Genomic DNA, 15,138 nt, shown 5'->3' on the forward strand with positions numbered 1-15,138 from the left:
CCAAACGATGCCCGAACTACCGGAAGTAGAAACCACCAAACGCGGCTTGGCTCCCCATCTTGAGGGCCGAAAGGTAAAGCTGTGTGAGATCCGCCAGCACAGCCTGCGCTGGCCGGTGGATGCGGACTTTGCCGAGAAGATTCAGGGTGCCCGGATTCAGCGCCTGGATCGCCGCGCCAAATACCTGCTGGTGGAAACCGACAAAGGCCTCGCCATCTGGCACCTGGGCATGTCCGGCAGCCTGCGCATCGTCGACGGTAAACTGCCGCCGCAAAAACACGACCATATCGACTGGCTCCTCGACAGCGGCCAGCGCCTGCGCTTCCACGACCCGCGCCGCTTCGGCGCCCTGCTGTGGACCACCGACGATATCACCGGTCACGAACTCATCGCCCACCTCGGTCCCGAGCCCCTGAGCGAAGAATTCCACGGCGACTACCTGTTCATCGCCTCCCGCAACCGCAAAGCCCCGATAAAGAGCTTCATCATGGACGGCCGCATCGTCGTCGGCGTCGGCAACATCTACGCCAGTGAAGCCCTGTTTATGGCCGGTATTCGCCCGCAGACCCCCGCCGGCAAAATCTCCCGCCCGCGCTACCAGCGGCTAGTGGAAGCCATCAAAACCGTCCTCGCCGCGGCCATCGAACAGGGCGGCACCACCCTAAAAGACTTCGTCGGTGGCGACGGGAAACCGGGCTACTTTGCTCAGCAATTAAATGCCTACGGCCGCGCCGGTCTGCCCTGCCCCCGCTGCCCCGGCACCATCCGCGAACAGATCATCGGCCAGCGCAACACCTTCTTCTGCCCGCGCTGCCAGCGCTGATTAACGCCCGACCGCGCTGCCCTCGCGACGGGTATCGGCACCGCCGTGGAGTTGATCATGCATCAGCGCGATCGCGTGAATGCCGCTGTTCAGTTCCTTGCGCACGACCTTGTGGCCCATCTCCTCCAGCTTTTTCAGTTCAGTATCGGAAAGGGCTTCGGGTTCCACTTCCACCTGGTAACCGATTGCGGTGATGTTGCCCGCGTGGATGGCTTCGGCAATGGGCATTCCTTTGACCAGGTGATACAGGATCGTGCGCGCGGTGTAGTCGATGATGCGCGAACCGCCGGGTGATCCCACGAGCAGTCGCAGGCTGCCGTCCCGGTTGAACACCATTGTGGGCGACATGGACGAGCGCGGGCGCTTGCCGGGTTCGATGCGGTTGGCCACTTTTCGTTTGTCCGCATTCGTGGGCACGAAGGAGAAGTCCGTAAGCTGGTTGTTGAGCAGGAAGCCCTTTACCAGCAAGCGCGACCCGAAGCCGGTTTCGATACTGGTGGTCATGCTCACGCCGTTGCCGTACTGGTCGACGATGGACAGGTGGCTGGTGTTTGGCAGCTCGGGGGACTGGGCGACCTGGCGCTTGCGGGCAAAGCCCGCCGGGTCGCCGGCGCTCGCCGGTTGGGCTTTCGTCGGGTCGATCAGCTTCGCGCGCGCAGCGAGATAGTCCGCGGATACCATCGCTGCCGTCGGCACTTCCACGAAATCCGGGTCGGCGGAGTAGGCGTTGCGATCCGCGAAAGCGAGTTCGGAGGCTTCTACAAACAGGTGCGTGAGCTCGGCACTGCCCACATCGGCCGTTTCCAACGGAAAATGCTGCAACATACCCAGCAGCGCGCCGACGGTGGTGCCGCCGGAAGACGGCGCCGCTGCGCCACAGACTTCATAGACGAGGAAGTCCGCGCACACCGGCTCCCGCACCCTGGCGCGGTAGCTGGCCAAATCCTTGCGGGTCATCAGCCCGGGGTTTTGCGGGTCGCTCCGCACCGCATCCACAATAGCTTCGGCGATTTCACCCTCATAAAACGGCTGTACACCCTTTTCCGCCAGGAGTTGCAGAGTTGCGGCGTACTCCGGGTTTTTCAGCCGGTGGCCCACCGGCAGCGGCTTGCCGTCCTTACCGAAAAAGTAGTCGCGGATCGCCGGGCGCACCGCCACCCTCGGCATCTGTTCGAGCAACTGGTGCAGGCGCGGGGATATTTCAAAACCCTGCTCGGCAAGTGCAATGGCCGGCTGGAACAGATCCTTCCACGGCAGCTTGCCATCGCGCATATGCGCGAGCGCGAGCATGCGCATCACGCCCGGCACGCCCACCGAGTAGCCGCCGATCACCGCGTCGAGAAAACCCCGCGGCTGACCGTCGCGGATAAAGTAGTTTTCATCCACCGCCATCGGCGCCGTTTCGCGACCGTCGTAGGAGAAGAGTTTTTTCTGATCGGCGCGGTAGCTCAGCATGAACGCGCCGCCGCCGATCCCGGAGGACTGAGGCTCCACCAATCCCAATACCAGCTGTGCGGCAATCGCCGCGTCCACCGCGCTGCCGCCCTTGGCTAGCATCTGCTCGGCGGCAGCGGAGGCGTGCGGGTTGGCGGTGACCGCCATATATTTGCTGGCCGTTGCGGATTTGATTTCCGTGCGCCCGGTGGCGATCTCCGGCTGTACTTCAGGCGGCGGTGACGCGTAGGCGGCGGCGGAGAATAGTAAGGCGGAGAGGGAGGAAAGCAGAATTCTGTTCACAGGGCGATCCGGTGTTGCGCTCGCGGGATCGCCCGAGTGTATCAGACCTGAATCCCGCGGGGTTCAGGTCTGATACTGGATATCGCCATCAGGGCGCCTGGCGGTTGAACTTTTCCTGCAGGGCCTTTTGCACACCGGGAGGCACAAACTTGGTGACGTCGCCGCCGAGGGAGGCGATCTCGCGCACCAGCGACGAGGAAATGTAGGAGAGGTGTTCCGCCGGGGTCAGGAACAGACTTTCCATCTGCGGTGCCAGCTGGCGGTTCATGTTGGCGAGCTGGAATTCGTACTCGAAGTCAGACACCGCGCGCAGGCCCCGCACCACGCCGTAAGCATCCAGCTGCCGCACCAGGTCGGCGAGCAGAATGTCGAAACCGATCACCTCGATATTGTCGAGGTGCGCCAGTTCCTGCTGGGCCAGCTCCACCCGCTCCTCAAGGGTAAACAGAGGGTTCTTGCGGGTGCTGGCGGCAACGGCGACCACCACGTGATCGAACAGGCGGCAGGCCCGCTCCACCAGGTCCATGTGCCCGTTGGTGATGGGATCGAAAGTACCTGGATAAACCACTTTTTTCATAAGTCACTTCGCCTTGCCGGCCAGAGGGGACGCGCATCTTAAACAATTTAGCCGCATCCCTCAAAAAATCGCGGAACGGGCGCCGATCACGCGCGGAACAGGCGCATACAGACCTGTCCTGCGTGTTTTTCTTTCTCCAGCCGCCAGTCCGCGGGTGTGGGGATGGGGGTGCTGCGCGGGGATTCCACATAAATGAACGCGCCCGGCCGGATGCGATCACCGGCGACCAGAGTCTGCAGGGTGTTGGCCCACAGATCGCCGGCAAACGGCGGATCGACAAAAATCACATCCCAGGCTTCTCCGGGCTGCTCCAGAAAGACCTGCGCCGGGCAATTGTGCACCCGCGCCCCTTCTGCCTGTAGCAGGTCCAACTGCTGGCGCAGCATCTGCGCCGCGCCCCTATCGAGCTCGACAAAATCCACCGCCGCCGCACCCCGGCTCAGAGCCTCGAGCCCCAGAGCGCCGGAACCGGCAAACAGGTCCAGGCAGCGGGCGCCGGGCAGATGGAACTGCAGCCAGTTGAACAGCGTCTCCCGCAACCGATCGCCGGTGGGGCGCAGTCCTTCGATCGGCGCGAACGCCACTTTGCGACCGCGCCAGCGCCCGCCGATGATGCGCAATTGCGATATGGCACCGGCAGCGGTGCGGGATTTTGTGGGCGGTGGCTTTCTGGGCATCGGGCTCGAATCTTGACTGCAGGCAAATTGGGCGGGGTATGACTGTGTGTTAAATGGTCAGCGGTGCTAAGATTACCGCCTTTCCGCGGCCGGCCGCCAGTCGGCACCCGCCAGTCATTGATTTCCTGTCAAAGAATCCACACGCGATGATTTTTGATTTCCTGCGCAAGAAGAAGCCCGAGGGCGAATCCGGCGATAACGAATCCACCCAGGTGGAAGCCAGCAACCCGCTGGTGGAAGAGCCGGCGTTCGAGATTCCGGACAACCTGAAGGCGGCACCCGCCGAAGCGGAGGTGGTCGCAGAGGCCGCGCCTGCGCCGGAAGTGGAGGAAAAACTCTCCGTGGAAGAGGCGCCGGAAGCCGCCTTCGACCCGGCGGCGGAAGTGGCCGCAGCGCCGGCGCCCGCAGTCGCGGAAGAAGAAACCGCGCCGCCGCAGCCCGTCACCCAGGAAAAGCCGCAGAAGGAAGGCTTCTTTGCCCGCATCCGCCGCGGCCTGTCCCGTACCAGCAGCCAGTTCGCCGAGGGTATGGGCAACCTGTTCCTGGGCGCGAAGGAAATCGACGAAGACCTGATGGAGGAGCTGGAAACCCAGCTGCTGATGGCGGATGTGGGTGTGGACGCCACCACCGAGATCATCGACCGCCTCACCGAGCGCGTATCCCGCCGCGAGCTATCCAATGGCGAAGCCCTGTACAAGGCGCTGCAAGAGGAACTGGCGAGCCTGCTGGACAAGGTCGAGGCGCCGCTCGCCATAGACATGGCCAAACAGCCGTTTGTGATTCTGGTGGTGGGCGTCAACGGCGTCGGCAAGACCACCACCATCGGCAAGCTCGCCCACCGCTACCTGAACGAGGGCAAGTCGGTGATGCTGGCCGCCGGCGACACCTTCCGCGCCGCGGCGGTAGAGCAGCTGCAGGTGTGGGGGCAGCGCCACAATGTGCCGGTGGTGGCTCAGCACACCGGCGCGGATAGCGCTTCGGTCATCTTCGATGCCATTCAGTCCGCCAAGTCCCGCGGTGTCGATGTGGTGATCGCGGATACCGCCGGCCGCCTGCACAACAAGGTGCACCTGATGGAGGAGCTGTCCAAGGTGCGCCGGGTGATGGGCAAGCTGGATGAGTCTGCGCCCCACGAGGTACTGCTGGTACTGGACGCGGGCACCGGCCAGAACGCGATCTCCCAGGCCGAGACCTTCAAGAGTGCCACCGGTGTCACCGGTCTGGTGCTGACCAAGCTGGATGGCACCGCCAAGGGCGGGGTGATTTTCGCGCTGGCGCAGAAGCTGGGGATTCCGGTACGCTTCATCGGCGTTGGCGAGCAGTCGGAAGACCTGCAACCGTTTGTGGCGAAAGATTTTGTCGCCGCGCTGTTTAACCGGGCCCAAGGCTGATTGCAGCGAGCAGAACATTTTCACAGAACACGTTGGGTGGCGGCGCTGCTACCGGGTTCGGCCTTGTGAGACACGCCGTGAACCCATCCCTGGGGGCTCTTCCGCGAGGTGGCCCGGCCGCTGCATGTATTCGCGGCGCCTCCGGCCCCTCTCGCGGAAGGTCTCACAAGGCCGAACCCGGTATCAGCGCCTTCGCGTCGAGCTGATCACTTCGATCAGAGTCCGAAGAATCAAAGAACAACAAAAACGCGCTCATGATCCAATTCGATAACGTCAACAAACGCTACGAGTCCGGGCAGGACGCGCTGGGGCGTGTGAGCCTGGAGATCGAGCGCGCGGAGATGGTGTTCCTCACCGGCCACTCCGGTGCCGGCAAAAGTACCCTGTTGAAACTTCTCACCGCCATAGAGCGTCCCACCCGCGGCAATGTCATTGTCGGCGGGCAGAATCTCAACCGGCTGCGCAACAGCCAGATCCCCTACTACCGCCGCAATCTGGGCATCGTGTTCCAGAACCACCAGTTGCTGTTCGACCGCAGTGTGTTCGACAACGTCGCCCTGCCGCTGTCGGTTTCCGGCTGTAGCAAGCGCGAGGTGGGTCGGCGGGTGCGCGCGGCGCTGGACAAGGTGGGGCTGCTGCACAAGGAAAACCAGAATCCCATCGTGCTCTCCGGCGGTGAGCAGCAGCGTGTCGGCATTGCGCGCGCGGTGGTGAACAAGCCGGCGGTACTGGTGGCGGACGAGCCCACCGGTAACCTGGACCCGAAGCTGTCGGAGGAGATCATGCGCCTGTTCCGCGATTTCAATGCGGTGGGCACCACGGTGCTGATCGCGAGCCACGATCTCGAACTGATCGCGCGCATGAGGCAGCGCGTCCTTACCCTGCAGCAGGGGCAACTGATTTACGACGGATACCCGAGCCGTGAACCAGCGTATTAACTCTCCCTTACGAGCCTCTCAGGCCCAAGCGGAGCGCCCGCGCTCCACCGGCGCGGTGACCGCGCGCACTAGCGGCGGCGACCGCCTGCGCAGCTGGCTCGGCCACCACAGAGAGATGTGGCACGAGTCCTGGGTGCGCTTTTTTGCCTCGCCCATGTCCAGCGGTATGACCGCGCTGGTGATCGCCATCGCGCTCGCCCTGCCGGCGGCGCTGCAGCTGGGGCTCACCAACTTCCAGCGCGCGGTGGCGGGCTGGGACGGGCAGCCGCAGATTTCGGTGTTCCTGCACAAGGGCGCCAAACAGGAGGCGGTTTCCGCCTGGACCGACAAGCTGCGCGCGGACCCGCTGGTGGCGGAGGTGACCTACATTTCCCCGGAGCAGGCGCTGGCGGAGTTCCAGCAGGCGTCGGGTCTCGGCGATGCGCTGGTGGGGATGGACAGCAATCCGCTGCCGGCCGTGCTGCTGGTGCGGCCATCCGGTTCAGACAGCGCGGCCCTGGAGGCGCTGGCGGAGCGGTTGCGGGAGAGTGCGCTGACGGATTCGGTGGTGCTGGATATGGCTTGGGTGCAGCGGCTGGCGCAGCTGACAGAACTCGGGCGGCGCATGAGCCTGGGGCTGGCGTTCCTGCTGGCGCTGGGGGTGCTGCTGGTGGTGGTCAACAGTATCCGCCTGCACATCGAGAACCGACGCGAGGAGATTCTGGTGGTGAAGCTGGTGGGCGGCACCGATGCGTTTGTGCGCCGGCCTTTTCTGTATACCGGACTGGTGTACGGCCTGGTGGGCGGGCTGATCGCCTGGCTGCTGGTGAGCGTCGGCGTCTGGCTGCTGGCGGGGCCGGTGAGTGGGCTGGCGGGTTCCTACGGCAGCGGCTTTGAGCTTGATGGCCCGGGAGTCACTTACCTGCTCGGGCTGGCTGGCGGTGCAGCGCTGCTGGGGCTGACCGGGGCCTGGCTGGCGGTGGCGCGGCATATTTCCGCGATCCAGCCGCGCTAAAACATCCCCGTCATCCCGGCATTGAGCCGGGATCTAGATTCTACGGGGCTCCGAGCTTGCACTGGATACCGGCATGCGCCGGTATGACCCAAGGGTCGGTCAAGATTCGTAAAGTCCCCTTTTCCGCGCGGAACTCCCCCTGTGGATAACCCTCTAACCCACCGAAAATCAAGGCCTGGCGCGGTTTGCCGGGCCGCCGCAAACGGGGTTCCATTTCCGTCTGTGGGTGCTAAACTGTGGCCAACTTTGCACGTCCGGTGCCGCTTTGAGGCTAAATCAGCCAAGGGCCGGGGGAGCAAGCCGCCGCAAAATACTGGTCCCGGTATGAAAATAGTCCGGGCAGCAAGTGCCAAGCGGGGCAACTGAGCGATACGAGGAGAATCCTGAATGGGAACCAGTCTGCAGCCGATCCATACCCTGTCGCCAGGCGGTAATCTGAACGCCTACATCCAGACAGTCAGCGGCTTTGAAGTACTGTCCGCCGAGGAAGAAAAGAAGCTCGCGGAAGATCTCTACTACAACAATGACCTGGAAGCTGCCCGCCAGCTGGTCATGTCTCACCTGCGCTTTGTGGTGCACATTGCCAAGTCCTACTCCGGTTACGGCCTGAACCAGGGCGACTTGATTCAGGAGGGCAACGTTGGCCTGATGAAGGCGGTGAAGCGTTTCAACCCCGAGAAGGGGGTTCGTCTGGTGTCCTTTGCGGTGCACTGGATCAAGGCGGAGATTCACGAGTTCATCCTGCGCAACTGGCGCATTGTGAAGATTGCGACCACCAAGGCGCAGCGCAAGCTGTTCTTCAACCTGCGCGGCCACAAGAAGTCGCTGGCGTGGCTGACGAATGAGGAAGCCAAGCGGGTGGCGGAAGAGCTGAATGTGGACGTGGCGCACGTGCACGATATGGAAGGGCGCTTGGCGGCCCACGATGCGGCGTTCGACGCCGGCGTGGACGACGATGACGATTCCGCATGGCAGGCGCCGGCCCATTACCTGGAAGACCGCCGTTACGACCCGGCGGCGATGCTGGAGCAGGACAACTGGGAAGAAACCAGTGTGAACAATCTGGCGATGGCGATGGAGCAGTTGGACGACCGCAGCCGCGATATCATCGAGGCCCGCTGGCTGACCGACAACAAAGCCACCCTGCACGAGCTGGCCGACAAATACGGTGTTTCCGCCGAGCGTATCCGCCAGCTGGAAAAGAACGCCATGAAGAAAGTCCGGGTGGCGATGGAGGCCTGATTCGTTTCCTGATTCAGCCGGATTCTAGAACCGCGCTCTATGCGCGGTTTTTTCTTATCTGGAGGTATGGTGATTTTTGGTGGGGTGCTCTGAAGCCGGCTCGGTGGCGGGTGAGCACTGGGGGCGGGTTTTCAGGACCGCTGTGAACCCATCCCTGGGCGCTGCGGCGCAAAGTGTCCGGCCGCTTCAACGCGGCGCCTGCGGCCCTGTTTGCGACGCTTCCGAAAACCCATACCCGGCACCGCCCCTTCTCTTCCAATTTCTGTACTTCGTGAGCCATCTGAGAAAGGACATTTTTAATGGCTAAATTGTATTTACTGTTGGCTGCATTTTTTGGCGGCACGGGTGTAATCCTCGGTGCTTTCGGCGCACACGGTCTGCGCGACAAAGTCGCGGAAAACCTGCTGGAAGCCTATAAAACCGGAGTGCACTACCAGATGATCCACGCACTGGCGCTGATCGGTATTGTGCTGCTGATCAACCAGATCGGTGCAAAAACCTCCTTGATTGTCAGCGGCGCACTGTTCGCTGTCGGCATACTGTTTTTCTCGGGGAGCCTCTATGGGCTGACATTTGGTGGCCCGCGTTGGTTGGGCCCGATCACCCCACTGGGGGGCACCCTGATGATCGGCGGCTGGATTGCCCTATTTATCGCCGCACTCGGCTACACAAAGTAAGCGCCAATAAGCAACGAAGTAAAAAAAACCAAATTGAAGGCCAAGTGCCGGGGATGGGTTTTCGGAAGCGTCGCAAACAGGATGTTTGCGCCGCAGCGCCCAGGGATGGGTTCACAGCGGTTCCGAAAACCCATACCCGGTGCTTGGCCGCCCCAGCACCAGCTACGAAGCACCCAACCCAATGAACAGTGCTCCGAAGCAACGAGGTAACCACACAGCGATGCAAGAAGAACCCATCAACGAACAAACGGGCGAGGAAGAAGACTTCCCTTACCGCACCGAATTCAAAAAGAAATCCATCCGCAGCTACGTGATCCGCGCCGGCCGCATGACCGAAGGCCAACGTCGCGCGTTCGACAACTACTGGGGCAGCTATGGACTGTCGCTGTTCAACGGCAGCATCGACCCCAAAGAAGTGTTCGGACGCGAAGCGCCGGTGGTGCTGGAGATCGGTTTCGGCATGGGCGACTCCCTGCTGGAAATGGCGACCGCCGAACAGGACAAAGACTTTATCGGCATCGAAGTGCACCCGCCGGGCGTCGGCCGCCTGATCAACAATGCTGGCAAAGAAGAACTAAAAAACCTGCGGGTGTACATGGCCGACGCCGTCGACGTGCTGAATGACTGCATTGCCGACGCCAGCCTCGACCGCTTCCAGCTGTATTTCCCCGACCCATGGCACAAGAAAAAGCACCAGAAGCGCCGCATCGTGCAGCCCGAGTTTGTGAAACTCCTGTGCAACAAACTGAAGCCCGGCGGCCTCATGCACATGGCCACCGACTGGGAAAACTACGCCGAACAGATGCTCGAAGTACTCGAAGCGGAAAGCATGTTGGAAAACACCGCGGGCAAAGGTAATTATGCGCCCCGCCCCGAATTTCGCCCCCAAACCAAATTCGAACGCCGCGGCGAGCGCCTCGGTCACGGAGTATGGGACCTGTTGTACCGCCGGCGCTAAATCAAAAAACTCCCGACAGCTTGGCTGGCGGGAGTTTGCCGCACTTGTGGCTACGGCACCTTTACCACCGGAGGCGGGCTCCAGGAACCGTCCAGAATGGATGGAGATTTTTCACTCGGCCAATAAAGCCGCAGCATCAGGTTGAATTTCCCCGCGGGTGCCGGAAGCCAGTTGGCCGTTTTATCGCCACCTGGGTCGTCCGCCTGAATGTAGAGCGTCACCGAGCCATCAGGATTGGTTTTAAGGGAATTGCGCTGGCTGAGTGTGTATCGATTCAGAGGGTTTTCGACAAAGAAAAACTTGTCGTTGTACATGGTCAGCGACCAGAACCCGTTGACCGGAGGTAACTTGCCTTTGGGAAAGGTAAGGGTGTAGCGATTTTTTCCGTCCAGTGGTTGGCCGGATGCGTCGACATCCAGCGTCGGATACACCGCGTCTTGCGGGCGGTTGGCGCCGAGCCCGATGGCGGTAATAAATGCTCGCTGTAGATAATCTGTCCCGTAGACGCCGGTATCGGTGGTAAACAACCAGCCATTGATGTGTTTGCCCGATACTTTTGAGTGCGCCATGATTTTCTCAAAGGATATTTCCGGAACATCGCGGATCGCATCCTGTACCGCTTTGCTCAGCCTGGAAAACTCGAAAGGTTTTCCCGGTTCAATTCCGAGGCGCGCAAATTTTTTCAGTGCCGGGGCATCCGCCGCTGTCGGAGGATTGTCCTTCATCAGCCGTGCCAGCAGTTTGAAATAAGCCTCTGTCGTCAAGCTGTTTACCTGATCGCGCACCGGCGTTTTCATATCCACTGAAGGATCGACTTTGCCCGCGGGAGGCGTGTAATTTTTTCCATATGCGCTCAGCGGTATTGCGGAAATTTCATTCTGTAGTTTGTGGACCTCCGCGTAGTCCTTTTGGGTGCCGCTGGAATAAATACGGCCGAGCACCCACACCATCGATGTGGGGGATTTGTACTCTTTGACGCCCGCCGGTAGCTGTCCCTCCCATCCGGGCCCGGTGATGGCGTATTGTTGGGCGCCTGTGCCGGTGGTGCGCTTGCCGGGTACCTGGAAGACGGTGGTCCAGCCGTCCAGCATCGGGAATAAGTAGTATCGGTCGTGCATGTCGGGCAGGGAGACGATCCAGGGCTCCTTGCCCACATCCAGCCAGGCAACGGTATATAGCGTGTCCGCATTGGGTGCAGTGACATCGTGAAACGCCGCGGTCGGGTATTCCCGCAAGCGTGCAAACTGGCCCACGGGAGCGTGGGCCCCAGAGGGCTTGGCGACATTCGTCGTCACCCGCCGTGTCATCTCCATGGTGACCAAGGGGTATCCGTAGATGTAGGCATCGATGGCAATGGCTTTGGCTTCTTCCGGGGTGAGACTGTGTTCCGTTTGCGATTGCACAAGCGGCGCAAGACCTATGGCGCATAGAGCGGTAGAAAGCATGGCAGTTCGCCAGTGACGTAGAGTGTTCACACGTACCTCGCGGGGTGTTTAGGACTTACCGGAAACGATGTCCCTGCCAGCCCAGGAAACATCTTCTTGGAAAAAGCATAGTCGCCAAATACCACCTGTCGCGCGAAATCACTCGCTTCATTTGGATGACAATCCTGGAAATAAGACAACCTCTGCTATCTTCATTGTTCAGGGATAGAGCCGGGAAACAGGAAAGGGAAGCCTGGAACCACAATGTATAAAAATGACCGTAATCGTAATACAGCTGCCACATATGCGGCACTGACCGCGGCCTTGCTGGTTGGTAGTGCCCAGGTGGCCACCGCGGATCAGGAGGGCACACTCACCTTGTACCTCAATGGCGGCCAGTACTGGTTCGATGAAGACCGCCTCTCGGGGACGCCCTATATCGGCTACGAGCTGGAAGACAGCGCCGGCGGTGGTTTCGGTTTCGGCTATAACGTCACTGATCGCTGGGCCGTGGAAGGGGTTTACGACTATTTCAGCGTCAATGTGGAAGACACTCGCGAAGATGTGAGCGTACAGAACTACCACCTCGACCTGATGTACCAGTTCGCCGGGCAATTCTGCGGCAACTACGACTGGCAACCCTATGTGGTGGTAGGTGCCGGTGAAATCAGGATCAATGAAGATTCCTTCGGCTATCCGGACAACTGGCACGCCCGCCAGACCATGGTCAACTTTGGCGCCGGCATCAAATATCGCCTCGGCCCACGCTGGCAGCTGCGCGGCGACGCGCGCGGATTTCAGGGGGTTGAAGAGGGCGGCCTGGATGGCTTCGTGAGCCTCGCCATCGGTTACCAGTGGACAGACGAAGTGACGCCGAGGGATTGGGACGGCGATGGTGTCTACAGCAACGTCGACCAGTGTCCGCAAACTCCTGTCGGCATCGACGTGGACGCCCGCGGCTGCCCGCTCGACAGCGACGGCGACGGTGTCCCGGACTATATGGATCAGTGCCCGGCGACCCCCATGGGGATGGCGGTGAATGAAGACGGCTGCCCGCGCGAGCCCTACACCCCCGGGGACTTCTCCAAGTAAACCTGTGTCGGGCGACATTGCCGCCCGACACAGTGGTTTGCGGTAGCTTGGGTTACGCGTCCCGCGCCGCCTCCAGCTGCTCAGAAATTTCCAGCCACTCCATTTCCAGCGCTTCCAGCGTCTCCCGCGCCTGCCCCTGGGCCTGGGTCAGGCGCGCGATTTCGTCTTGCTGGCCGCCGCTGTAGAGGTTCTCGTCGGCAAGCTTCCGCTCGATGTCCTGAACCTCTTTTTCCGCCTTTGCCATTTTCTGTTCAATGGTCTTTATCTTGTTGGTGAGCGGTTTCAGCTGTTCCCGCAGTGCGGCGGCAGCGCGGCGCTGGGCCTTTTTGTCTTCCGCGGGTTTGTTGTCCATTGCACTTTGGATCTCGGTGCCCTGGCGTTTTTCCTCGCGCTTAAAACTGAGCAGCCACTGCTTGTAATCGTCAAGGTCGCCGTCGTAGGGCTCGGCGCGGCCCTCCGCCACCAGAATGAATTCGTCGGTGGTGTTGGCCAGCAGATGGCGATCGTGGGAGACCAGCAGCATGGCGCCGGGGAATTCCGCCAGCGCCATGGTCAGCGCGTGGCGCATCTCAAGGTCCAAATGGTTGGTGGGTTCGTCCAACAGCAGCAGGTTGGGTTTCTGCCACGCCAGCAGCGCCAGTGCCACCCGCGCCTTTTCTCCACCGGAGAAGCCGCCCACCGGCTCGAACACGCGGTCGCCGATAAAACCGTAGCCACCGAGGAAATCCCGCAGCTGCTGCTCGCTGGCATCCGGTGAAAGCCGCTGTACGTGCAGCAGCGGCGAGGCTTTGGCATCCAGCGCCTCCAATTGGTGCTGGGCGAAATAGCCGATCTTCAGGTGCTCGCCGCACTGGCGCTCTCCGCCGAGCAGCGGCAACTCGCCGGCGATGGTTTTGATCAGCGACGATTTACCGGCGCCATTTGGCCCCAGCAGCCCGATACGGCGGCCGGGCTGAATGCCCAGCTCCACCCGCGGCAAAATGGTTTTGCCGGGGTAGCCGATCGCCGCTTCGCGCAGATCCACCAGCGGGTTGGACACCTTGTCCGAACACGGCAGGCGGAAACGGAATGGCGAGTCCACGTGGGCCGGGGCGATTTCCGCCATGCGGTCCAACGCCTTCAGGCGGCTCTGGGCCTGCTTAGCTTTGGACGCCTTGGCGCGGAAGCGCCGCACGAAGTCTTCCATGTGCGCGCGTTCGGCCTGTTGCTTCTCGTACTGTACCTGCTGCTGCGCGAGGCGCTCGGCGCGGGTGCGTTCAAACGCGGTGTAGTTGCCGCTGTATAGCACCAACGACTGCTGTTCGAAACTGACGATGCTGTCCACCACCGCGTCGAGAAAATCGCGGTCGTGGGAAATGATCAACAGAGTGCCAGGGAAGCGTTGCAGCCACTGCTCCAGCCACAGGGTTGCGTCCAGATCCAGGTGGTTGGTGGGTTCGTCCAGCAACAGCAGGTCCGCGGGGCACATGAGTGCGCGCGCCAGGTTCAGGCGGATGCGCCAGCCACCGGAAAAGCTTTTTACCGGGCGCTGCTGGTCCGCGTGGGAAAAACCGAGGCCGTCCAGCAGTTGCGCAGCGCGCGCCGGGCCGGAATAGCCGTCTATGGCCGCCATGCGCTCGTGCAGCTCGCCGATCAGCCGGCCATCGCTGCCGTCGGCTTCCGCCGCTTCAAGCGCCTGTTGCAGTTGGCGCAGGCGGTGGTCGCCGTCGAGGGCGTAGTCCAGGGCGCTGCGCTCACTGGCGGAGACTTCCTGAGCCATGTGCGCCACTTCCCAGCCGGAGGGCACCTCTACCGAGCCGGCGTCACTCTCCTGCTGCTTGAGCAGCATTTTGAACAGGGTGGACTTGCCGCAGCCGTTGGCGCCGATGACGCCGACCTTGTGGCCGGGGAAAATGCGGCAGCTGGCATCGCGCAGCAGGTCGCGTCCGCCTACCTGCAGCGATACGCCTTGCAGATTGATCAATGGAAACCTCTTTGAATTCGTCGGATTTTGACTAGGCTATCCGAAAACAAAACGCCGGAATTCTATCGTGACAGAAACCGCACCTCCATCTCCGCCGCTCTCCCCGCTGCAGAATCCGTTGTGGGATTTCAGCCTTGAGTTCTACCGCCAGCCGCAAGTGGCCGAATTCCTGCTGGAATGCCAGGACGTGCGCGGCGCAGACGTGTGCCTGTTGCTGTGGGCCAGTTACACCAGCGCCTGCGGGCGGCAGTTGAGCGACGAGAGCTGGCGGGTGGCGGACCGCGGTCTGGCGCCGCGCCGGCGCATGATCAACAGTGTGCGCAATCTGCGCCGCTGGCTTGCGCGGGTCAACAAAGGGGGCGGGTTGTACGAGTGGTGCAAGCGCTGTGAACTGCGCATGGAACAGCGGCAACTGGCCGCGCTGTGGAAGCTGCACCGCGAGTCCTGGCCGGAAACCCGTTCACCACTGGAGCTGGCGGGACAGCAATACGGCCTGCTGCAAAAAGATCAGGCCCGCTGGGCGGGCCTGATCGATGCTTATAGTACCGCTGCGATAAGCGGTGCCGGAGCGACTGGCGAAGCCCCCTCTGTGGATGCCATCACCGGTTCCGGCGGTGCAGCCGACAGCGGTTGAGTGGGCCTCGA

14 protein-coding genes are annotated in these 15,138 nt (G+C 61.7%); 9 read left to right on the top strand and 5 right to left on the bottom strand.

Annotation, left to right across the window (positions count from 1 at the left end):
- The first annotated feature begins 7 nt into the window (after positions 1 to 7).
- Positions 8 to 823, top strand: coding sequence for a bifunctional DNA-formamidopyrimidine glycosylase/DNA-(apurinic or apyrimidinic site) lyase (mutM, locus tag FDY93_RS02730; protein ID WP_138234219.1), 816 nt, complete (start codon positions 8 to 10; stop codon positions 821 to 823).
- On the opposite strand, the gene ggt is transcribed toward mutM, so the two are convergent.
- The 3 genes from ggt to rsmD all read right to left on the bottom strand — a co-directional run bounded on the left by ggt (position 824) and on the right by rsmD (position 3,814).
- Positions 824 to 2,560 carry a gamma-glutamyltransferase gene (gene ggt / locus FDY93_RS02735; protein ID WP_246068432.1) on the bottom strand — a complete coding sequence of 579 codons (1,737 nt, stop codon included), beginning with the start codon at positions 2,558 to 2,560 and terminating at the stop codon, positions 824 to 826. It abuts the gene before it with no gap.
- Between the two features lie 88 nt (positions 2,561 to 2,648).
- On the bottom strand, positions 2,649 to 3,137 hold the full coding sequence (gene coaD / locus FDY93_RS02740; protein ID WP_138234220.1) for a pantetheine-phosphate adenylyltransferase: 489 nt from the start codon (positions 3,135 to 3,137) through the stop codon (positions 2,649 to 2,651).
- 86 nt (positions 3,138 to 3,223) lie between these two features.
- Entirely contained in the window at positions 3,224 to 3,814 is a 591-nt protein-coding gene (gene rsmD / locus FDY93_RS02745; protein ID WP_138234221.1) for a 16S rRNA (guanine(966)-N(2))-methyltransferase RsmD, read from the bottom strand.
- 146 nt (positions 3,815 to 3,960) lie between these two features.
- On the opposite strand from rsmD, the gene ftsY reads away from it, so the two are divergent.
- The 6 genes from ftsY to trmB all read left to right on the top strand — a co-directional run bounded on the left by ftsY (position 3,961) and on the right by trmB (position 10,014).
- Positions 3,961 to 5,205: a signal recognition particle-docking protein FtsY gene (gene ftsY, locus FDY93_RS02750; protein WP_138234222.1), complete on the top strand. Its 1,245-nt coding sequence runs from the start codon at positions 3,961 to 3,963 to the stop codon at positions 5,203 to 5,205.
- 254 nt (positions 5,206 to 5,459) lie between these two features.
- Positions 5,460 to 6,143 (top strand): cell division ATP-binding protein FtsE, encoded by a 684-nt coding sequence (gene ftsE, locus FDY93_RS02755; RefSeq protein ID WP_138234223.1) that lies wholly within the window; start codon positions 5,460 to 5,462, stop codon positions 6,141 to 6,143.
- Positions 6,127 to 7,137, top strand: coding sequence for a permease-like cell division protein FtsX (gene ftsX / locus FDY93_RS02760; protein WP_246068433.1), 1,011 nt, complete (start codon positions 6,127 to 6,129; stop codon positions 7,135 to 7,137). Before ftsE ends, ftsX begins: the two co-directional genes overlap by 17 nt.
- A gap of 387 nt (positions 7,138 to 7,524) precedes the next feature.
- Complete coding sequence (rpoH, locus tag FDY93_RS02765) at positions 7,525 to 8,379, top strand: RNA polymerase sigma factor RpoH (RefSeq protein ID WP_138234224.1); 855 nt, start codon at positions 7,525 to 7,527, stop codon at positions 8,377 to 8,379.
- A gap of 299 nt (positions 8,380 to 8,678) precedes the next feature.
- Positions 8,679 to 9,056, top strand: a complete 378-nt coding sequence (locus FDY93_RS02770) for a DUF423 domain-containing protein (RefSeq protein ID WP_138234225.1) — start codon at positions 8,679 to 8,681, stop codon at positions 9,054 to 9,056.
- A gap of 220 nt (positions 9,057 to 9,276) precedes the next feature.
- Positions 9,277 to 10,014 carry a tRNA (guanosine(46)-N7)-methyltransferase TrmB gene (gene trmB, locus FDY93_RS02775; protein ID WP_138234226.1) on the top strand — a complete coding sequence of 246 codons (738 nt, stop codon included), beginning with the start codon at positions 9,277 to 9,279 and terminating at the stop codon, positions 10,012 to 10,014.
- Positions 10,015 to 10,064: 50 nt separating this feature from the next.
- Here trmB and FDY93_RS02780 read toward each other — a convergent pair whose 3' ends face one another.
- Positions 10,065 to 11,489, bottom strand: coding sequence for a DUF1254 domain-containing protein (locus FDY93_RS02780; RefSeq protein ID WP_220446082.1), 1,425 nt, complete (start codon positions 11,487 to 11,489; stop codon positions 10,065 to 10,067).
- A 213-nt stretch (positions 11,490 to 11,702) separates the two neighbouring features.
- Here FDY93_RS02780 and FDY93_RS02785 point away from each other — a divergent pair, with 213 nt between their 5' ends.
- Entirely contained in the window at positions 11,703 to 12,530 is an 828-nt protein-coding gene (locus tag FDY93_RS02785) for an outer membrane beta-barrel protein (RefSeq protein WP_138234227.1), read from the top strand.
- Between the two features lie 52 nt (positions 12,531 to 12,582).
- Here the strand turns inward: FDY93_RS02785 and FDY93_RS02790 are convergent, their stop codons facing one another.
- Entirely contained in the window at positions 12,583 to 14,493 is a 1,911-nt protein-coding gene (locus tag FDY93_RS02790) for an ABC-F family ATP-binding cassette domain-containing protein (RefSeq protein ID WP_138234228.1), read from the bottom strand.
- A 67-nt stretch (positions 14,494 to 14,560) separates the two neighbouring features.
- Here FDY93_RS02790 and FDY93_RS02795 point away from each other — a divergent pair, with 67 nt between their 5' ends.
- Complete coding sequence (locus FDY93_RS02795; RefSeq protein WP_240914019.1) at positions 14,561 to 15,127, top strand: TIGR02444 family protein; 567 nt, start codon at positions 14,561 to 14,563, stop codon at positions 15,125 to 15,127.
- The last annotated feature ends 11 nt before the right edge of the window (positions 15,128 to 15,138 follow it).

This window comes from Microbulbifer harenosus, assembly GCF_005771435.1.
Classification (GTDB): domain Bacteria; phylum Pseudomonadota; class Gammaproteobacteria; order Pseudomonadales; family Cellvibrionaceae; genus Microbulbifer; species Microbulbifer harenosus.